At 66.5% G+C, this 18,684-nt stretch carries 17 protein-coding genes; 16 read left to right on the forward strand and 1 reads right to left on the reverse strand.

Features of this window, described 5'->3' with window-relative positions; all coding sequences use genetic code 11:
• Positions 1-360 precede the first annotated feature (360 nt).
• From H681_RS12600 to H681_RS12660, 13 genes are all read left to right on the forward strand, one after another.
• The gene (locus tag H681_RS12600) at positions 361-1,026 is read left to right on the forward strand and encodes a GntR family transcriptional regulator (protein ID WP_015477248.1); all 666 of its coding nucleotides are present in this window, start codon (positions 361-363) and stop codon (positions 1,024-1,026) included.
• A 125-nt stretch (positions 1,027-1,151) separates the two neighbouring features.
• Complete coding sequence (locus tag H681_RS12605) at positions 1,152-1,958, forward strand: ABC transporter substrate-binding protein (RefSeq protein ID WP_015477249.1); 807 nt, start codon at positions 1,152-1,154, stop codon at positions 1,956-1,958.
• A gap of 11 nt (positions 1,959-1,969) precedes the next feature.
• Positions 1,970-2,737, forward strand: a complete 768-nt coding sequence (locus H681_RS12610) for an amino acid ABC transporter permease (RefSeq protein WP_015477250.1) — start codon at positions 1,970-1,972, stop codon at positions 2,735-2,737.
• Between the two features lies 1 nt (position 2,738).
• On the forward strand, positions 2,739-3,518 hold the full coding sequence (locus H681_RS12615; RefSeq protein WP_041711969.1) for an amino acid ABC transporter ATP-binding protein: 780 nt from the start codon (positions 2,739-2,741) through the stop codon (positions 3,516-3,518).
• 16 nt (positions 3,519-3,534) lie between these two features.
• Positions 3,535-4,620, forward strand: coding sequence for a polyamine ABC transporter substrate-binding protein (locus tag H681_RS12620; RefSeq protein WP_015477252.1), 1,086 nt, complete (start codon positions 3,535-3,537; stop codon positions 4,618-4,620).
• A gap of 18 nt (positions 4,621-4,638) precedes the next feature.
• The gene (locus H681_RS12625) at positions 4,639-6,255 is read left to right on the forward strand and encodes a gamma-glutamyltransferase family protein (protein WP_015477253.1); all 1,617 of its coding nucleotides are present in this window, start codon (positions 4,639-4,641) and stop codon (positions 6,253-6,255) included.
• 151 nt (positions 6,256-6,406) lie between these two features.
• The gene (locus H681_RS12630) at positions 6,407-6,913 is read left to right on the forward strand and encodes a sigma-70 family RNA polymerase sigma factor (RefSeq protein WP_015477254.1); all 507 of its coding nucleotides are present in this window, start codon (positions 6,407-6,409) and stop codon (positions 6,911-6,913) included.
• Positions 6,910-7,848: a FecR domain-containing protein gene (locus H681_RS12635; RefSeq protein WP_015477255.1), complete on the forward strand. Its 939-nt coding sequence runs from the start codon at positions 6,910-6,912 to the stop codon at positions 7,846-7,848. The genes H681_RS12630 and H681_RS12635 overlap by 4 nt, the downstream gene beginning before the upstream one ends.
• A 124-nt stretch (positions 7,849-7,972) precedes the next feature.
• Positions 7,973-10,381 carry a TonB-dependent receptor gene (locus H681_RS12640; RefSeq protein WP_041711970.1) on the forward strand — a complete coding sequence of 803 codons (2,409 nt, stop codon included), beginning with the start codon at positions 7,973-7,975 and terminating at the stop codon, positions 10,379-10,381.
• Between the two features lie 18 nt (positions 10,382-10,399).
• A complete protein-coding gene (locus H681_RS12645) occupies positions 10,400-11,551 on the forward strand; it encodes a PepSY-associated TM helix domain-containing protein (RefSeq protein ID WP_015477257.1) in 1,152 nt (383 codons plus the stop codon).
• Positions 11,548-11,739 carry a hypothetical protein gene (locus H681_RS12650; protein WP_015477258.1) on the forward strand — a complete coding sequence of 64 codons (192 nt, stop codon included), beginning with the start codon at positions 11,548-11,550 and terminating at the stop codon, positions 11,737-11,739. The genes H681_RS12645 and H681_RS12650 overlap by 4 nt, the downstream gene beginning before the upstream one ends.
• 1 nt (position 11,740) lies before the next feature.
• Complete coding sequence (locus tag H681_RS12655) at positions 11,741-12,937, forward strand: MFS transporter (protein ID WP_015477259.1); 1,197 nt, start codon at positions 11,741-11,743, stop codon at positions 12,935-12,937.
• Positions 12,934-14,559, forward strand: coding sequence for an alpha/beta hydrolase family protein (locus tag H681_RS12660; RefSeq protein WP_015477260.1), 1,626 nt, complete (start codon positions 12,934-12,936; stop codon positions 14,557-14,559). The genes H681_RS12655 and H681_RS12660 overlap by 4 nt, the downstream gene beginning before the upstream one ends.
• A gap of 123 nt (positions 14,560-14,682) precedes the next feature.
• Here H681_RS12660 and H681_RS12665 read toward each other — a convergent pair whose 3' ends face one another.
• Positions 14,683-15,456 carry an ABC transporter ATP-binding protein gene (locus tag H681_RS12665; protein WP_015477261.1) on the reverse strand — a complete coding sequence of 258 codons (774 nt, stop codon included), beginning with the start codon at positions 15,454-15,456 and terminating at the stop codon, positions 14,683-14,685.
• 271 nt (positions 15,457-15,727) lie between these two features.
• On the opposite strand from H681_RS12665, the gene H681_RS12670 reads away from it, so the two are divergent.
• The 3 genes from H681_RS12670 (at position 15,728) to H681_RS26230 (ending at position 18,616) form a co-directional block, all read left to right on the forward strand.
• Entirely contained in the window at positions 15,728-17,521 is a 1,794-nt protein-coding gene (locus H681_RS12670) for an acyl-CoA dehydrogenase (protein WP_015477262.1), read from the forward strand.
• 338 nt (positions 17,522-17,859) lie between these two features.
• Entirely contained in the window at positions 17,860-18,273 is a 414-nt protein-coding gene (locus H681_RS12675) for a hypothetical protein (RefSeq protein WP_015477263.1), read from the forward strand.
• Positions 18,274-18,436: 163 nt separating this feature from the next.
• Positions 18,437-18,616: a hypothetical protein gene (locus tag H681_RS26230; RefSeq protein ID WP_041711972.1), complete on the forward strand. Its 180-nt coding sequence runs from the start codon at positions 18,437-18,439 to the stop codon at positions 18,614-18,616.
• Positions 18,617-18,684: the final 68 nt, after the last annotated feature.

Genomic DNA, 18,684 nt, shown 5'->3' on the forward strand with positions numbered 1-18,684 from the left:
AATGGTCCGAGTCACGCGCAGGCCGTTTCTTCTTGTTTCAACCCGAGCTTCCCGACATGCGTACAAGCGGACCCTGTCCGCGATAGATCCGTATAGCGCCCAAGCGTTCGCGAGCACCGGCCTACCCGGCAAATCGACCACAGCCCCACGCACCACAACGTTACCGAAGCGCACCGCCAGCGCGCACGAATCGCGCTGCCCGTTACCGTTTCGCCCCTTCCCCCGCCGCAATTCCTACGCCACTTCCCTATGCCCACCGCTCTACCCCGCCCAATTTCGATCGTTTCGCCATCCTTGGCACGGCAACTGCTTTATTACATACATGGATAATTGGATCCATAAATCCAAAGGAGCGATCCCATGCGCCTGGTACCCGCTGCCCGCCCGCCGATGAGCGCCGAAGACGAGGCTTACGACTATCTCCTCCAGGCCATCTGCACCGGCCGCTACAAGACCGGCGACCGCCTGGTGGCCGAAGATATCGCCAGCGAGATCGGCATGAGCCGCATGCCCGTACGCGGCGCCTTCAAGCGTCTGGACGCCGAGGGCCTGGTGACCCTGCGGCCCAATCGCGGGGCCATCGTCAGCGGCCTGAACATCGAGGAAATGCGCGAAGTCTTCGAGATGCGCAGCGCCCTGGAGGGCCTGGCCATCCGCATCGCCGTGGCGAAACTCTCCGAACGCGACATCGCCCGCCTGGAACGCATGCTCGACGAGATGGACGATTACCGCGACGACAGCGCCGAGTGGGTTAGCCGCCACCGCGCTTTCCACGAATACCTCTGCAGTCTTGCCGGGCGTCCGCGCCTGCTGCGCCAGATCACCGCGCTGTACTCGGTGATCGAGCCGCACATGCGCCTGTGGCTGCAGCACGTCGACAAGCCCATGAGCGCCCGCGAGGAACACACCGTGATCCTCGACGCCCTGCGCTCGGGCGATGCCCGCGAAGCCGAGCGGGTGATCTGCGACCACATCGAGGGGACCATTCCCTCTCTCGCGAAATTCCTGGAGGCGCAAGCCACCTGAGCCGCCATTCACGGAGCGCGCAAGCCACCCAAGCCCGATCCACCAAAGAGAGGAAGCAACGGGCGCCTAGACCCGTACTTCTGTGTCCCTGAACTGCCCCTGGCAACCCCACCCCGGAGCTCAACATGTTCGAACGCAGGATCCCACAGTGCCTTCTCGCCCTTTGCCTGGCCGCGCCCCTGGCGCACGCCGAGGTGAAGATTCCCGACCGTTTGCAGAACGTCGACAAGGTGACCTTCTGCGGCGGCATGGACTCGCCGCCGATGGGGTTCTATGACGCCTCGCAGAAGCTCACCGGGGTGACCATCGACCTGGGCGAGGCGATCGCCAAGCGTCTGGGCGACAAGAGGATCGACTGGCGCATCACGCCCTTCTCCGGGCTGATCCCGGCGCTGCTCGCCGGTCAGTGCGACATGCTGGTGGACCAGCTGTTCGACAAGCCCGAGCGGCGCGAAGTGATCGACATGGTCAACTACATGTACTCCAGCCAGGCCGTGGTGGTCGCCAAGGGCAACCCCGAGGGCATCCGCACGCTGGACGATCTCTCCGGCAAGAAGGTCGCGGTGCTCAACGGCTCGACCATCCGCACCCTGCTCGATGCCCACAACGAGAAGCTGGCCAAGGCCGGCAAGCCGCCGATGAAGGTGGTGGTCTACAACACCGATACCGACGCCTTCCAGTCCCTGCGCATCCGCCAGACCGACGCCTACGGCACCACCGTGGAAACCGCCGGCTACTACCAGAGCATGGCGCCGGACCTGTTCGAGATCGGCGTGCCGGCCTTTGCGCGCATCCTCACCGGCCTCGGCATCCGCAAGGAAGACAAGCAACTGAGTGAAGCCGTCACCCAGATCATCAAAGACATGCAGACCGACGGCAGCTATGCCGCGCTGCTGGCCAAGTGGCACATCGAAGGCGACAAACTGGACTGAGGTAACGAGCCATGAACTTCAGTTGGGACGTTTTCTGGCAATACCTGCTGCGGCCGAGCGACATCTACCTCTACGGCCTCTGGCTGACCTGCGTGATCGCCGTCAGCGCCATGCTCCTGGGCTGCGTGCTCGGGCTGCTGGCGGCGCTGATGCGCCTGTCCTCCAACCCGCTGCTGCAATACCCGGTGCGCTTCTACGTGTGGCTGATGCGCGGCACGCCGCTGCTGGTGCAGATCGTCTTCCTCTACACCGCGCTGGCCGCCGGCGGCATCTTCCGTTTCGAGGACCTGGACCTGGGGCTGTTCATCCTGCCGGGCAATATCCAGGCGGCGATCATCGCCCTGGGACTGAATGAAGGCGCGTACATGGCCGAGATCATCCGCGCCGGCATCGGCGCGGTGGATAAGGGCCAGTACGAGGCTGGCAAGTCCCTGGGGATGACCTTCCCCAAGCTGATGCGCCGCATCGTGCTGCCGCAAGCCTTCCGGGTGATCGTTCCGCCGCTGGGCAACGAGTTCAACGTGATGCTGAAGAACACCACGCTGGTCAGCGTGATCGGCGTGCAGGAACTGCTGCTGAGCACCCAGATGGTCACCTCGGCGACCTTCCGCGTGTTCGAGCTGTATCTGGTCGTGGCCATCTACTTCCTGGCGCTGACCACCCTGTGGGGCTTCTTCCAGCGTTGGCTGGAAGTGCGCTTCGGCAAATCCGACGGCCATGCCACCGCACCGAACCGCCTGTTTGGCCGGCAGGCGATGAAACTGCTGAGGGGGCGTTGAGATGATCCCGGACATGAAAGACGTGGTGATCCAGGCCCGCGACGTGCACAAGGCCTTCGGCGAGCTGGAAATCCTCAAGGGCGTGTCCCTGGAGGTGCGCCGTGGCGAGGTGGTGGTGCTGATCGGCGCCTCCGGCTCGGGCAAGACCACCTTCATCCGCTGCATGAACCACCTGGAAGACATCCAGAGCGGCAGCATCCGCGTCAACGGCGAGCTGATGGGCTACCGCGAGCGCCCCGACGGCAAGCTGGTGCGCGACTCGGAAAGCAACATCGCCCGGCGTCGTCGCGACATCGGCATGGTGTTCCAGCGCTTCAACCTGTTCCCGCACATGACCGTGCTGGAGAACATCATCGAGGCTCCGACCCAGGTGCTCGGCGTGCCCAGGGGCGAGGCGCTGGACCAGGCCCGCCGGCTACTGGCGCGGGTACGTCTGTCGGACAAGGCCGAGCACTACCCCGGCCAGCTCTCCGGCGGCCAGCAGCAGCGCGTGGCCATCGCCCGCGCCCTGGCGATGAAGCCCCAGGCCATGCTCTTCGACGAACCCACCAGTGCCCTCGACCCGGAAACCGTCGGCGAGGTGCTGCAGGTGATGAAGGAGCTGGCCGACGAAGGCATGACCATGGTGGTCGTCACCCACGAGATGGGCTTCGCCCGAGAAGTGGCCGACCGCGTGGTGGTGCTGCACCAGGGTGAACTCATCGAGGAAGGCCCGCCTGCGCAGGTCTTCGGCAATCCGCACCACCCGCGTACGCGGGAATTCTTAAGCCGCGTTCTCTAACGATCAAGGACAAGTCATGCGTAAACGCGTTCTGTTTCTGACCCTCCTCGCCTGCGCCACCGCCGCGCAGGCCGACGACAAGCTGGTGCGCTTCTACAACTGGTCCGACTACATGGGCCCGGACACCCTGAAGAACTTCGAGAAGGACAGCGGCATCAAGGTCCAGTACGACGTCTTCGACACCAACGAGATGCTCGAGGCCAAGCTGCTCTCCGGCCACTCGGGCTACGACCTGGTGGTGCCGTCGAGCCAGTTCCTCACCAAGCAGATCAACGCCGGCGTCTACCAGAAGCTCGACCGCGCCCAACTGAGCAACTGGAAACACCTCGACCCGCGCCTGATGAAGCGCCTGGAAGCCGCCGACCCCGGCAACCAGTACGCCGTGCCCTACATGTGGGGCACCGTGGGCATCGGCTACAACTACGACAAGGTCAAGGCTGCCCTGGGCGACAGCGCCCCGCTGGATTCCTGGGACCTGATCTTCAAGCCGGAGAACCTGGCCAAGCTGCACGGCTGCGGCGTCGCCTTCCTCGACGCACCAGTGAAGATCATCCCGCAGGCGCTGCACTACCTCGGTCTGAACCCGAACAGCACCAACCCGGACGACTACACCAAGGCCTCCGCCCTGCTGCAGAAGCTCGCCCCGTCGATCACCTACTTCAACTCCTCCAAGTACACCACCGACCTCGCCAACGGCGACATCTGCGTGGCGGTCGGCTACTCGGGCGACGTGATGCAGGCGCAGACCCGCGCCCGGGAAGCCGGCAAGAAGATCGACGTGCGCTACGTGATCCCCAAGGAAGGCGCCAACCTGTGGTTCGACATGCTCGCCATCCCACGCGATTCGAAGAACCCCAAGGGTGCCCACGCGCTGGTCAACTACCTGCTGCGCCCGGAAGTGATCGCCCCTGTCAGCGACTACGTCGGCTACGCCAACCCCAATCCCGACGCCACGCCGCTGCTCGACCCGAAAGTGCGTGACAACCCCGGCATCTACCCCAGCGACGCGGTGATCGAGAAGCTCTACGTCTCCGCCGACCTGCCGCCGAAAATCCAGCGCGTGATCACCCGCGAATGGACCCGAATCAAGACTGGCCAATGACCTTCGAAGAGCCCTGCCATGCTTAAGTTTTCCGCTCACGAGTACCCCTACGCCTCCCAGCGCCAGAGCGTGTTCGCCCGCAACGGCATGGTCGCCGCCTCGCAGCCCCTGGCTGCCGAGGCCGGCATCGCCATGCTGCGTGCCGGCGGCAACGCCATCGACGCCGCCATCGCCACCGCCGCCGCGCTGACGGTGGTCGAACCCACCGGCTGCGCCATCGGCGGCGACGCCTTCGCCCTGGTCTGGGTCAAGGACCAGCTGCACGGCCTGGACGCCAGCGGCCACGCGCCCGCCTCCCTCTCCATCGGCAAGGTCAAGGCCGCAGGCTTCGACAAGATGCCCGTACACGGCTGGCTGCCGGTCACCGTGCCGGGCATTCCCTCAGCCTGGGCGGAACTGTCCGCGCGCTTCGGCAAGCTGCCCTTCGCCGACCTGCTGCAGCCCGCCATCGCGCTGGCCCGCGATGGCTTCCCGGTGTCCCCGGTGGTCGCTCACCAGTGGGAAATCGCCCGCCGCGAATACCAGCAAAGCCGCGCCGCCGTACCGGCCCTGGAGGCCTGGTTCGAGACCTTCACCCTGAACGGTGAAGCCCCGCGTGCCGGCCAGCTGTTCCGCAACCCGGCCCAGGCGAAAACCCTCGCCGAGCTGGCCGAAACGAAGTGCGAAAGCTTCTACCGTGGCGCCCTCGCCGAGCGCCTGGCCGCCCACTCCGCCGCCACCGGTGGCGCGCTGAGCGCCGCTGACCTGGCCGGCTACAAGCCCAAATGGGTCGAGCCGATCAAGACCAACTACCGCGGCTATGACGTCTGGGAAATCCCGCCGGCCGGCCAGGGCCTGATCGCCCTGATGACCCTGAACATCCTCCAGGGCTACGACTTCGACCAACGCGACAGCCAGCTCACCTGGCACCGCCAGCTCGAAGCGATGAAGAAGGCCTACGCCGATGGCCTGCACTACATCACCGACGCCGAGCACATGCGCGTCAGCACTGCCGCGCTGCTGTCCGACGACTACGCCGCACGCCGCCGCGCCGAGATCGGCGAACAGGCCGCCGAGCCCAGACATGGCGACCCGCACTCCAGCGGCACCGTGTACATCGCCACCGCCGACGGCGAAGGCAACATGGTCTCGTTCATCCAGAGCGCCTACCACGGCTTCGGCTCCGGCGTGGTGCTGCCCGACAGCGGCATCGGCCTGCAGAACCGTGGCTCGGAGTTCAGCCTCGATCCGGCGCACTCCAACGCCCTGGCGCCGGGCAAGAAGACCTTCCACACCATCATCCCCGGCTTCCTCAGCAAGGATGGCGTGGCGGTCGGTCCGTTCGGCGTGATGGGCGGCTACATGCAGCCCCAGGGCCACGTGCAGATGGTGATGAACCTGGTGGACTTCGGCCTCAACCCCCAGGCCGCGCTGGACGCCCCGCGCTGGCAATGGCTGGGCGGCATGAAGGTCGGCATCGAGCAGCATGCCAACCGCGACCTGGCCTTCGGCCTGGCGCGGCGCGGCCACGAGGTCGAGATCGCCTGCGACCTGACCGACTACGGACGCGGGCAGATCATCGTCCGCGATCCGCAGACCGGTGTGCTCTGTGGCGGCACCGAGCCGCGCGCGGATTCGCATATCGCGGTCTGCTGATCCATTGAAGGCAACGGCGGTGGCCCGCCTGCACGGGCGGGCCACCGACAACCGGTCACATCCGCGAGCGTTATCCCCTGCCCAGGGGCTTGTGAGCACACCTCGGCAGCCACTATCATGAGAAGTATTCTCAAATGATAATAGTTCTGCCATGCCTTCAGTCGACGCTCCGCTCCACGCCGCCGTCAGTGAGCTCTATCAGCACCATCACGGTTGGCTGCAAGGCTGGCTGCGTCGGCGCCTGGGCTGCCATGAACAGGCCGCCGACCTGGCCCAGGACACCTTCACCCGCCTGCTCGGCTCACGCCGGGTGCTGGAGGCCCGCGAGCCGCGCGCGTACCTCACCACGGTGGCCAAGGGGCTGATGATCAACTGGTTCCAGCGCCAGTCGCTGGAACGCGCCTACCTCGAAGCGCTCGCCAATCTGCCCGAAGAGCTGGCGCCCTCGCCGGAGCAGCGTTACCTCGTGCTGGAAACCCTGCACGAGGTGGATGCCCTCCTCGCCCGCCTGCCCGATCCCGTGCGCCAGGCCTTCCTGCTGGCGCAGATCGAGGAGCTGAAGTACGAGGCCATCGCCGAGCGCCTGGGCGTGTCCCTGGGGTCGGTGAAGCGCTATATGCAGCAGGCCTTCCGCCACTGCCTGGAGCTGATGGAGTGAGTGCCGCCGAGCCCATCGCCGCGCGCATCCTCGACGAGGCGGCGGACTGGCTGGTACGCCTGCAGCAGGATGCCAGCGAGGAAACCCGCCGCGCCTGCGTCGATTGGCAGCGTCAGAGCCCGCAGCACGCCCGGGCCTGGGACCGTGCCGAACGTCTGCTGGGCCACCTGGGCAGCCTGCCTCCGGCACTGGCGATGCCGGCCCTGGGCCGCGAACGCACCCTGGATCGCCGCCGCGCCCTCAAGCAACTGGCCGTGCTGTTGGCCGTCGCCCCGGTCGGCCTGGCCGCCTGGCGCACACAACCCTGGCAGGACTGGAGCGCCGACCAGCACACCGGAATCGGCGAGCAGCGCAAGTTGCCGCTACCCGATGGCAGCCTGCTGACGCTCAACACCGACAGCGCCGTGGACATCGCCTTCACCCCGGCGCAGCGCCTGGTGCGCCTGCTGCGCGGGGAGATATTCCTCGATGCGCGCGCGGACAGCCGGCCCTTCCTGGTCACAACCCGCGAGGGCCGGATGAATACCCGCGAGGCGCGCTTCAACGTGCGTCAGGGCGAGGTCTCGACCAGCGTTTCCGTGCTCCTTGGGCGTGTCGAAGTGGCACCGCTACAGGGGGCCAGCCAATGGCTGGGCGCCGGGGATTCGGTACTGCTGTCGGCAAGAAGTATCGGCGCGCTCCCGCCCTCACCGAGTCCGGACGCCTGGACCCACGGCATGCTGATGGCCGACCGCATGCCCCTGCAGACGCTGCTGGGCGAGCTGAGCCGTTATCGCCGCGGGGTGCTGCGCTGCGACCCGGCGCTGGCGCAACTGGCGGTATCCGGTGCCTTCCCGTTGCTGGACAGCAACCTCGCGCTGTCGATGCTGCAGTCCACCTACCCCCTGCGGATCCATCGGGTAACGGACTTCTGGATCACCCTGGTAGCGGCCTGAAGGCCGTCGCCGGGCATTGATGCAAAATAATTTCATAAAGAAGTGAGACTTTTTCTCACTTCGGCTGGCAACAGGGGAACATCTCCCGATACGAAGCCCGCAGAGGCCCGAAGGTACCCCGTCCATGTCCAGCAGCAGACACGCCCACCCCTCTTCGCTTTCCCTGGCGGTACGCGCCGCCCTCTTCTCCCTGGCGGTTGCCGTGGCGACGCCAGTGATGGCCGCGCCGGCGGCCAGCGAAGTGCGCAGCTACAGCATTGCTCCCGGCCCGCTGGGCCGCGCCCTGGCGTCGTTCGCCGCCGAGACCGGCGTGCACCTGTCTTTCGACCCGGCGCTGACCGATGGTCTGCAGAGTCCTGGCCTGAGTGGCGACTACTCGACCCGCAGCGCTCTGGAACGCCTGCTGCAAGGCAGCGGCCTGGAGCTGGAACAACGCGGCGACGGCACCTTCACCCTGATCCGCTCGCCCAGCCCCGACGCATTGCAGATGCAGCCCTCGCTGATCACCGGCCAGGCTGTGGGCCCTGAAGACCTGCCCGCCGAGTACGCCGGTGGCCAGGTGGCGCGCGGCGGACGCCTCGGCTTGCTGGGCAATACCGACCTGATGGATGCGCCCTTCAGCATCACCAGCTACACCGAGAAGACCATCCAGGACCAGCAGGCGCGCAGCGTCGCCGATGTTCTGCGCAACGAGCCCTCGGCGCAGATCGGCAGTGCGCGCACCAACCTCAACGAAGACTTCTCCCTGCGCGGCTTCCCGGTGGTCAGCGCCGACGTCGCGCTCAACGGCATGTACGGCCTGGCGCCATTCTTCCGCGTGCCGGTGGAAATGGCCGAGCGCGTGGAGGTGGTCAAGGGCCCGAGCACCATGCTCAACGGCATGCCACCCAGCGGCAACGTCGGCGGCGCGGTGAACCTGGTGACCAAGCGCGCCGGCGACGAGCCGCTGACCCGCGTGACCATGGACTACCTGTCGGATTCGGTGTTCGGCACCCATGTCGACGTCGGCCGGCGCTTCGGCGAAGGCAAGGAATTCGGCGTGCGATTCAATGGCGTATACCGCAATGGCGATACCGCTCTGGACAAGCAGGAACTGGAAGACGGCCTGGGCTCCCTCGGCCTGGACTACGCCGGCGAGCGCCTGCGCCTTTCCGCCGACTACATCTGGCAGCGCGAAGACATCACCAACGTGGTCCGCCAGTTCTCCGTCGGCCCCGGCGTGACGAAGATTCCCCACGCCCCGGACAACGACCTGAACTACCCCGGCTACGGCGATTCCGAAATGATCGACCGGACCCTGGTGGTGCGCGGCGAATACGACCTAACCGACTGGCTGACCGGCTACGCCGGCTATGGCGACCGTCGCAGCGAGATGGATGCGCTGGCGGGTAACCCGGTGCTGATGGGCAATGACGGTGACTTCGTTTCCAGCCCGGCCTGGCAGGTCTACGACGTTGGCTCGCACTCTGCCGAGGCGGGCTTGCGCAGCACCTTCAACACCGGCCCGGTGGAGCACCGGCTGAACTTCGGCGCGACCCGCGTGGTGCAGAACTCGGACATCTTCTTCCTCTACACCGCCTTCCCGTCGCGTGCGTCGAACATCTACAACCCGGTCTACGCAGGCACGCCGAGCACCGACGGCTACCCGAAGAACGTGCAGAAGTACACGGCCCAGACCCTCACCAGCTATGCGCTGGCCGACACCCTGTCGATCCTCGACGGCCGCGTCGAGCTGACCCTCGGCGCGCGCAAGCAGCGCGTGGAGTCGCAGAACTTCGAGATGAACGTCGGCACCCCGGTGGGCGATGGCTACGACGAGGAAAAGACCACTCCGATGGGTGGCATCGTGGTCAAGCCGTGGGAGAACATTTCGCTCTACGCCAACTACATCGAGGGCCTGAGCCCGGGCGAAACCGCGCCCATCGGCACTTCCAACGCCGGTGAGATGCTCACGCCCTATGTCTCCAAGCAGAAAGAAGTCGGCATCAAGGGCGAGTGGGACGGCTTCGGCGCGACCCTGGCCGCGTTCGAGATCAAGCGCCCGAGCAGCGTCAATGACAACGGCCGCTTCACCCGTGGCGGCGAGCAGCGCAACCGTGGCCTCGAACTGAGCCTGTTCGGCGAGGTCACCGAGGGTGTGCGCCTGCTCGGCGGTGCGTCCTACACCCAGGCGAAACTGACCAAGACCCAGGACGGCCAATACGACGGCAACGACGGCATCGGCGTGCCGCGCAAGCAGCTGAACCTCGGCGGCGAGTACGACATCACCCAGGTGCCGGGCCTGACCGTCACCGCCCGCACGATCTACACCGACGAGCAATACGTGGACCAGGCGAACAGCCTGAGCATCCCGGACTGGTGGCGCCTGGACCTGGGCGCGCGCTACCGCTTCGACACCCTCGGCAAGCCGGTGGTACTGCGCGCCAACCTGGATAACGTGTTCGACAAGGACTACTGGGGCACCTCCACCGCCGGGTACCTGTACCTGGGCGAGGGGCGCACCCTGCAGTTGTCCGCGAGCGTGGACTTCTAACGAAGAAAGAGCCTGACGATGACCGCCAAAGCCCTCCGCACCTGGTACCTGGTGCACAAGTGGACCAGCCTGATCTCCACGGTATTCCTGCTGATGCTCTGCCTCACAGGCCTGCCGCTGATCTTCCACGAAGAGATCGAGCACTACTTCGAGCCGCACCCGGAGCTCAAGCCGCTCACCGAACAGTCGCCGAAGATCGACTACGACGACGTGGTGGCCCGCGCGCTGGCGGCCCGGCCCGGCGAGGTGGTGCGCTTCGTGTTCTGGGAGCAGGACGATCCGCTGGGCGCGGTCCTCACCGCCCCGACCCTGGTGCCGCCGCCGGAGAATGGCCACATCCAGCCGTTCGACGCGCGCACCGGGGAGTTCTTCGATCCGCTGCCGCCACCGGGTGGCTTCATGTACATCATGCTCAAGCTGCACACCGACCTGTTCATGGGCCTGCCCGGCTACCTGTTCCTCGGCTTCATGGGGCTGCTGCTGGTGGCCTCCCTGGTGTCCGGCGTGGTGGTCTACACGCCGTTCATGCGCAAGCTGGACTTCGCCACCGTGCGCTCGCAGCGCAGCTCGCGGCTGAAGTGGCTGGACCTGCACAACGTGCTGGGCATCGTCACCCTCGCCTGGGTGCTGGTCGTGGGCGTCACCGGGGTCATCAACACCCTGGCGCTGCCGATCCTCATGCTCTGGCAAGGCGGCCAACTGGCGGAAATGACCGCGCCCTACAAGGACTTGCCGCCGCTGGAACAGCACGGCTCGTTGCACAAGGCCATCGAGACTGCGCGTCAGGCTGCACCGGACATGAAGCCCAGCTTCGTCGGCTTCCCCGGTACGCAGTTCAGCAGCCAGCACCACTATGCAGTGTTCATGCGCGGCAACACGCCACTGACCGAACGCCTGCTCAAGCCCGCGCTGGTGGACGCCGAAACCGGCGAGCTGACCGACATGCGCGAAATGCCGCTGTACGTGAAGACCCTGTTGCTGTCCCAGCCGCTGCACTTCGGCGATTACGGCGGCATGCCGCTGAAGATCGTCTGGGCACTGCTGGACATCGTCAGCATCGTCATCCTCGCCAGCGGCCTGTACCTGTGGCTCGGCCGGCGCCGCACGCCCATCGAGAAGCGCCTCGCCGAACTGGATTCCGGCGGCCTGGCGACGGAGGTCAAGGCATGAGGCGCGGACTCTGGATGATCTTCCGCTGGCCCGTCGCACTGGCCGTGCTTAGCACCTTCGGGCTGCTCTCGGCGCTGCTCGGCGATGGGGTTTTCGACGTGCTGTCGTGGGTTTCCCTTGGCGTTCCGCTGCTGCTGATCGTCCTTGTAGGGATGAGAATGCCCCGTCGTCCCAAGGAGCCACGCTGAAATGACCGCCATGCCGCCCCAGGCGTCCACCCTCAACCTGCGCCCGCTGATGTTCGAGACCTTCGTCTGCACGGTGGCGGTGATGTCCTTCGTCGCACTGATCGGCCCGGTGGCGCGCACCCTGGGCCTGGCGCCCTGGCAGGCGGGGATGACGGTGACCGTCGGCGGCATCGCCTGGATGCTCATGGCGCGGGTCTGGGGCATCGCCAGTGACCGCCTCGGCCGTCGCCGCGTGCTGCTCAGCGGCCTGGCCGGTTTTGCGGTGACCTACGCGCTGCTCTGCGCCTTCATGGCGTTGGCACTGAATATCTCGATGTCAGCGCTGCCGGCCTTCATCGGCATCGTCGCGCTGCGCGGGTTGGCGGGCGGTTTCTATGCCGCCGTGCCGGCCTGCTCCGCGGCACTGGTAGCGGACCATGTAAGCGCGGACAAGCGCGCCTCGGCCATGGCCGGACTGGGTGCCGCCAGCGCCGTGGGCATGGTAGTCGGCCCGAGCTTCGCCGGTCTGCTGGCCATGCTCGGCCTCGCGCTGCCGCTGCTGCTCACCTGCCTGCTGCCGCTGCTGGCGTTCGCTGTTCTGTGGCGCTGGCTGCCCGATAGCCAACGCGTCAGCGAACGCAAGGGTCCGGCGCTGGCGATCGGCGACAGGCGCCTGCGCCGCTCGCTGACTCTGGGCTTCATCGCCATGGTCTGCGTGACCGTGGCGCAGATGACCGTCGGCTTCTTCGCCCTCGATCGCCTGCAACTGCCCCCGGCCGATGCCGCCCGTGTCGCCGGCATCGCACTGACCTCGGTGGGCGTGGCGCTGATCTGCGCGCAGATGCTGGTGCGCAAGCTGAACTGGGCGCCGCTCAGGTTGATCGGTGTGGGCGGCCTCGTCTCCGCATTGGGCTTCGGCTCGGTGTGCTTCGCTGTGGCACCCTGGATGCTCTATGCCTCCTGCTTCGTCGCTGCCGCCGGCATGGGCTGGGTCTTCCCCGCCGTCTCGGCACTCAACGCCAACGCCGTGGAAGCCGACGAACAGGGCGCCGCCGCCGGCAGCCTGGTGGCCGTGCACGGCCTGGGCATGATCAGCGGCCCGCTGTTGGGCACCCTGCTGCACCAGGTCGACAGCCGCGCGCCCTACGTGCTGGTCGCCGCGCTGCTGCTGTTCGGCGTCGCCTGGACCGTGCTGCCGCGCAAGGGCGCCACTGCATGACCCGCGCCGACGTCCTGCTGCTGGCCCTTCTCGCTGTCGCGTTGCTGGGTTGGTGGCTGCGTCGTCGGTCACTGGCCCTTATCGCCGCCTCGCTCGCGCTGGTCGCTGCGCTCTACGACGTCTGGGACGACCGCTGGCAGGCGGGCGCCGGCGCAGTGGTCGCCCTCCTGCTGGTTCTGGCCCTGCTGCTGCGGCGCAAGCGTCCGGCGCGGCTCCCACTCTGGTCCGGGCTGTTCTTCAGCCTGCTCACGGGGCTGGCGGTCGCCGCGCTGTACTTCTTCCCGGTCTCGCCACTGCCCATGCCGGGTGGCCCCTATCAAGTGGGCGTACGCGACTTCGAACTGGTCGATGCCAGCCGCTCCGGTCTCCTCGGCACACCGGTCGGCAAGGCTCGGCGTCTATTGGTGCGCGTCTGGTATCCGGCCAGGCCGGCGACAGGCGCGCAGCCGCGCACCTACTTCAGCAATGCCGAAAGCCGCAGCACCGCCCGCGGCTTCGGCGAGCTGTTCCACTTTCCGCCACTGCTCACGCACTTGCGCCACCTGCGCACCCACTCCTACGAGAACGCGCCGCTGCGTTCCGACCTTGGACGCCTGCCGGTGGTGTTCTACAGCCACGGCTACGGCTCGTTCGCCGGCATGAACGGACGGATCATGGAGGAGCTGGCCAGCAACGGTTACGCGGTCTACTCCGTGCAACACAGCGGCGACGCCTCTCCCACGCTGTTCCCCAACGGCGAAGTGGCGCCGACCGACCCGGCGCTCTACGAGCACCTGCGCTACGCCTTCGAGCACGGCTTCTCGCCGCTCCTGCTGCAAGGCTATGGCGAGGACGACCTGGCCCGCCGCCTGGATGGACAACTGCGTTTCGCCACCGAACTCAAACCGCCAGCGGACCGCGCCATCCACCTCAGCGCGCCGATCTGGCTGGCCGACCGGCTGTTCGTCCACGACCGCCTGCAGGCTGGCGACGTGCCGCCGAATGTGACCGACCTGGTGGCCGCCAGCGACTTCGCCCATACCGGAGAGATGGGCATGTCCTTTGGCGGTTCGACTTCCGGCGCGGTCTGCATGATCGACAAACGCTGCGCGGCGGCGGTCAACCTCGACGGCGGCGACTTCGACTTCACGCCCTTCGACCAGGACCTGCCGGTGCCGCTGCTGATGCTGCACTCGGACCTGTCGCTGTTCTACCGCATGCTCGGCGTCACGCCGCCGTCCCAGCCGCGCAGCTTCAACGACTTCTCCTACGAAAGCCTGGAACATGCCGGGCAGAACCCGCGCATCCACCGTCTGGTGCTGCGCGATGCGCTGCATGCAGGTCTCACCGACAATGCGCTGTACATGCGCCGCCCGCTGCGCGACAAGCTCATCGACAGCGCACCCACCGAGGTTCTGATCGAGGCCCCGGCGACGCTGGTACTGGGCTTCTTCGACCACTACCTGCGCGGCCGCGACAATGGTTTCCCGCAGGTGCAGGTAGCGCGCTGGTCCGATTGGCTGACGCCCTACAGCAATCGCGCGGTGAGCCAGTGGTGGAACACTCTGCCAGAGATTGAACGTACCCAGTGGGAGGAACGCATCCACGCCATGCGTGCCCAGCGGCTGGCGCTGGTCCGATAGCGGCTGAAACCCTCAGGAGCGGGCCATGCCCGCGATCGCTGACAAAGCACGCACCCTTGGCATGAAGCGATTCCCAGCCGAGGACAACGCAACAGGAGCGGAGTGGCCGGTTTCCAGACTCACTCACGCGTGCCAGCAACGGTACCAGCCGTCCTGCTGCGTGGCCTTCAGCGGCGCCTGGTACAGCGCCGACAGATTCTCGCTGGTGAGAATCTCGGCCTTGGCGCCGTCGGCCACCACCTTGCCGTCGGCGATCAGCACGACGCGCTCGATCTCCGGGATGATTTCGTCAATGTGATGGGTGGTGATGATCATTGCGTGCTCTTCGCCGCAGAAGCGTCGCAACAGCTTGAGCATCTGCAGGCTGGCACCCATGTCCAGGCCGTTGGCCGGTTCGTCGAGAATCAGCGCCCGCGGTTCGTGCACCAGGGCGCGAGCCAGCAGCAGGCGGCGTTTCTGGCCGGTGGAGAGGCGCTGGAACATGCGTTCCTCGAAACCGGACATTTCCACCGCTCCGAGCAGGCTCCTGGCCTTTTCGACCTGTTCCGCCGTTGGCTGCAGGTGGCCGTGGCTGCCGATGGCGCCGAAGAAGCCGGAGATCACCACGTCCAGCGCCTGGGTGAACGGCGTGTAGTCTTCCTGCAGGTCCTGGGAGATGAAGCCGATGCGGCTGCGCAGGTCCCAGAGATTGACGTTCTGCTTGCCGAACAGGGTCAGCGAACTTCCCTCGTGTTCAACCGGGTAGAGCTCGCGGCTGATCAGCTTGAGCAGCGTACTCTTGCCGGCGCCATTGGGGCCGAGAATGGCGACTTTCTCGCCTTCGCCAATGTGCAGGGAAAACCCATCCAGCACGCGGGTCTGCTGCTGGTAAGCGGTAACGTTGTTGAACTCGATCATGCGGGCATCAGTTATCGGCGGACGAAGAGGACACCTTCTACCACGCCCGGCCCTGCTCTTCACGCCAAATCCCACTGCCCGACAGAACCCACCGTCTCCTGCGCGCCAGGGGACTCGCTCGCCCATTGCGGCACCTTCGGCCCGGAATACCGGTCTGATGTCCTGAGGGCGGCATCCGTCCGCTGGTGCCCCCTACCGGCGGCGGGCCGGCCCGAGGGAATCGTGGGTACGCTGCCGCCGCCAGGCTCATCCTTCGAACAGGAGTTCCACCATGAGTGAGTACGTAGCCCCGCTGCGCGACATGCAATTCGTCCTGCGCGAGCTGCATCTGCTGGAGGCCCTGGCCGAACTGCCCGGACACGAGGACATGAACGCCGAACTGGTGACGGCCATCCTCACCGAGGCGGGCCGCTTCGCCCAGGGCGTGCTGGCGCCGCTCAACCCCGTCGGCGACCGTCAGGGCGCGCGTTGGCAGGCTGGCGAAGTCAGCACCGCCGCAGGCTGGCGCAATGCATACGAGCAGTTCGTCGCCAACGGCTGGAACGCCCTCTCCTGCCCGCCCGACTTCGGCGGCCAGGGCGCGCCCCGACTGGTCTCGGCGCTGGTGGAGGAAATGTGGAACGCCGCCAACGTCGCTTTCGGCCTCTGCCCGATGCTCACCCGTGGCGCCATCGAAGCCATCGAACTGCGTGGCTCCGACTCACTCAAGCAGACCTGGCTGCCCAGGCTGGTGAGTGGCGAATGGACCGGCACCATGAACCTCACCGAACCCCAGGCCGGCTCCGACCTCTCGGCGGTGCGCAGCCGTGCCGAACCGCAAGGCGACGGGACCTATCGGCTGTTCGGGCAGAAGATCTTCATCACCTATGGCGAGCACGACCTCACCGACAACATCGTCCACCTGGTGCTGGCCCGCGTGCCCGGTGCGCCCGAAGGCACGAAAGGCATCTCGCTGTTCGTGGTTCCCAAGATGCTGCTGAACGCCGATGGCAGCCTGGGCACGCGCAACGACGTGCGTTGCGTGTCCATCGAACACAAACTCGGCATCCACGGCAGCCCCACGGCAGTGCTGGCCTTCGGCGATCACGGCGGCGCCACCGGCTGGCTGGTGGGCGAAGAGAACCGGGGCCTGGAATACATGTTCATCATGATGAACGCCGCGCGCTTCTCGGTGGGCATCGAAGGCATCGGCCTGGCCGAGCGTGCCTACCAGCGCGCGGTAGCCTACGCTCGCCAGCGCATTCAGGGCGGCGAGACCGGCAGTGCCAGCCGCGCGAAGGTGGCCATCCTGCGCCATCCCGACGTACGCCGGATGCTGATGTCGATGCGTTCGCGTATCGAGGCCATGCGCGCACTGGCCTGCGACGTGGCGCTGGCGACGGACCAGGCCCGGCTCCATCCCGCCCCCGCCGTGCGCCGGGAACGACAGGCCTTCGTCGAACTGATGATCCCGGTGATCAAGGGCTGGTGCACGGAGAACGCCGTGGACATCGCCTCCCTCGGCGTGCAGGTCCACGGCGGCATGGGTTTCATCGAGGAAACCGGCGCCGCCCAGCACCTGCGCGACGCCCGGATCACACCGATCTATGAAGGCACCACCGGCATCCAGGCCAGCGATCTGATCGGCCGCAAGATCGCTCGCGACAGAGGCGAGGCGGCGAGCGCGCTGATCGCGCGCATGCGCGACACCCAGCGTGGCCTGCCGGATGAAGACACCCAGTTGGCGGGCATCCGTCACCACCTGTTCCTGGCCATCAATGCCCTGGACGATGCCGTGGCCTTCGTCGTCCGCGACTACGACCAGCAGATGCGGCAGGTAGCGCTCGGCTCCGTGCCGTTGCTGGAGCTGTTCGGCATCGTCGCCGGTGGCTGGCAACTGGCGCGGGCCGCGCGGATCGCCCGGCAACACCTGGCCGCCGGGACCGGGGATAGCGCCTTCTACCGCGCCAAGCTGCGTACCGCGCAGTTCTACGCCGGGCACATCCTGACCCGCGCGCCGGGACTGGCGCAGAGCATCGTGGACGGCAGCGATGCCGCCCTGCTCATGGATGACTTCGCGTTCTGACCGTCGCGGCGCATGGCCGCCCGTCCGAAGCCTGGAGGGGCGGCCGCAACCTGTAACGCCAGCGTTACACCCCTGCGGCAATCCGCCATTCCGGCTCCACGCCGGTGCCACGCCCTGCGGCAGAGCGCTTGGCTATTTCCGGACTCACCCTTATGCGGGATTGCTCGTTGACAGTCCGTCTGCGCTTACAGTGTGATGGCTTTTCGTTCAGGCAAATGGCATTGCCGGTTGACCGATGTGTGCGTTGTAGTCACTGCAATGTCGCGATGACGAAGCTCGGCGATCCCGACGGTCGCTCCACGGGTTTCATTGATTCATCGACACAGGAGATGCCGGCGATGCACAACCAGGCAGCCCGGAATACCCCGGAAGTCGATTTCGACGATCAGTTCTTCCTCGCCTTCGAAATCCAGGTCCTGCAGAAGGCCCTGCCCGCTTTCGAAGAAGCCTCGCGCTTCGCCCGCGACCGAGGCCTGCGCTGTAGCGTGGAACTGGTCACCAACGCCGACGGCCATCCCGAACTCAGCCTGCTGGCCAGGCAGCGCGATGACCTGCCGGACAGTTGTTATCGCCTTATCGCCGATCCCCATACCCAGGGCATCATCCATGAAGAGTTCACTGCCGTGAGCCGGCGTACCCAGCGTCAGCCCTCGCATCTGGCATCGCTCAATGCGCAGGTGCTGGAAATGCAGCTGGCGGCGTTCTTCATGCACGCCTTCGGCATGCGCCTGGACTACGCAATGGAGCGTTGACCGGCTTCCGACTCGCCGGTCGTCGGGTCGACCGGTGAGAACGGGGCGTTCCGTCGGAACGGCCCGGCAAAGGATGATTCATGGCAACGCCGAGACAGCGGGAGCCGCTATCATTCGCGGCCTGTGCGCCACTTCGTGCGTGTCTCTCCGCTGTCGCTTCGCCATGAATGAATTTCTCGTGCATTTTCAGGACGGTCACTGCCTGGGCAAGACCGTGCTGCGCTCGTTCTCCCGCCACATGACCCTGTCCGAAGCGCGCGTGCGCCTGCAGGCCTGCTACCCGCTGCGCGTCCCGCACCTGCTGAACATCCTGCACCTCGCTCCGATGCTGCCGGGCCGCTGAGCCTGCCCCTAGGGTTTCCCTCCGCGGGTTTCCCGTTCCACCTGGCGAGCCGAGCCAGTGCCGCAATG

The organism is Pseudomonas sp. ATCC 13867, assembly GCF_000349845.1.
Classification (GTDB): domain Bacteria; phylum Pseudomonadota; class Gammaproteobacteria; order Pseudomonadales; family Pseudomonadaceae; genus Pseudomonas.

What these genes read in the sequence shown, in the direction of transcription:
- H681_RS12640 (WP_041711970.1), top strand. Translation starts at nt 7,973, where the DNA reads ATGTCCAGCAGCAGACACGCCCACCCCTCTTCGCTTTCCCTGGCGGTA.
- H681_RS26230 (WP_041711972.1), top strand. Translation starts at nt 18,437, where the DNA reads ATGAATGAATTTCTCGTGCATTTTCAGGACGGTCACTGCCTGGGCAAG.
- H681_RS12625 (WP_015477253.1), top strand. Translation starts at nt 4,639, where the DNA reads ATGCTTAAGTTTTCCGCTCACGAGTACCCCTACGCCTCCCAGCGCCAG.
- H681_RS12620 (WP_015477252.1), top strand. Translation starts at nt 3,535, where the DNA reads ATGCGTAAACGCGTTCTGTTTCTGACCCTCCTCGCCTGCGCCACCGCC.
- H681_RS12655 (WP_015477259.1), top strand. Translation starts at nt 11,741, where the DNA reads ATGACCGCCATGCCGCCCCAGGCGTCCACCCTCAACCTGCGCCCGCTG.
- H681_RS12600 (WP_015477248.1), top strand. Translation starts at nt 361, where the DNA reads ATGCGCCTGGTACCCGCTGCCCGCCCGCCGATGAGCGCCGAAGACGAG.
- H681_RS12605 (WP_015477249.1), top strand. Translation starts at nt 1,152, where the DNA reads ATGTTCGAACGCAGGATCCCACAGTGCCTTCTCGCCCTTTGCCTGGCC.
- H681_RS12670 (WP_015477262.1), top strand. Translation starts at nt 15,728, where the DNA reads ATGAGTGAGTACGTAGCCCCGCTGCGCGACATGCAATTCGTCCTGCGC.
- H681_RS12615 (WP_041711969.1), top strand. Translation starts at nt 2,739, where the DNA reads ATGATCCCGGACATGAAAGACGTGGTGATCCAGGCCCGCGACGTGCAC.
- H681_RS12665 (WP_015477261.1), bottom strand. Translation starts at nt 15,456, where the DNA reads ATGATCGAGTTCAACAACGTTACCGCTTACCAGCAGCAGACCCGCGTG.
- H681_RS12650 (WP_015477258.1), top strand. Translation starts at nt 11,548, where the DNA reads ATGAGGCGCGGACTCTGGATGATCTTCCGCTGGCCCGTCGCACTGGCC.
- H681_RS12610 (WP_015477250.1), top strand. Translation starts at nt 1,970, where the DNA reads ATGAACTTCAGTTGGGACGTTTTCTGGCAATACCTGCTGCGGCCGAGC.
- H681_RS12660 (WP_015477260.1), top strand. Translation starts at nt 12,934, where the DNA reads ATGACCCGCGCCGACGTCCTGCTGCTGGCCCTTCTCGCTGTCGCGTTG.
- H681_RS12675 (WP_015477263.1), top strand. Translation starts at nt 17,860, where the DNA reads ATGCACAACCAGGCAGCCCGGAATACCCCGGAAGTCGATTTCGACGAT.
- H681_RS12630 (WP_015477254.1), top strand. Translation starts at nt 6,407, where the DNA reads ATGCCTTCAGTCGACGCTCCGCTCCACGCCGCCGTCAGTGAGCTCTAT.
- H681_RS12645 (WP_015477257.1), top strand. Translation starts at nt 10,400, where the DNA reads ATGACCGCCAAAGCCCTCCGCACCTGGTACCTGGTGCACAAGTGGACC.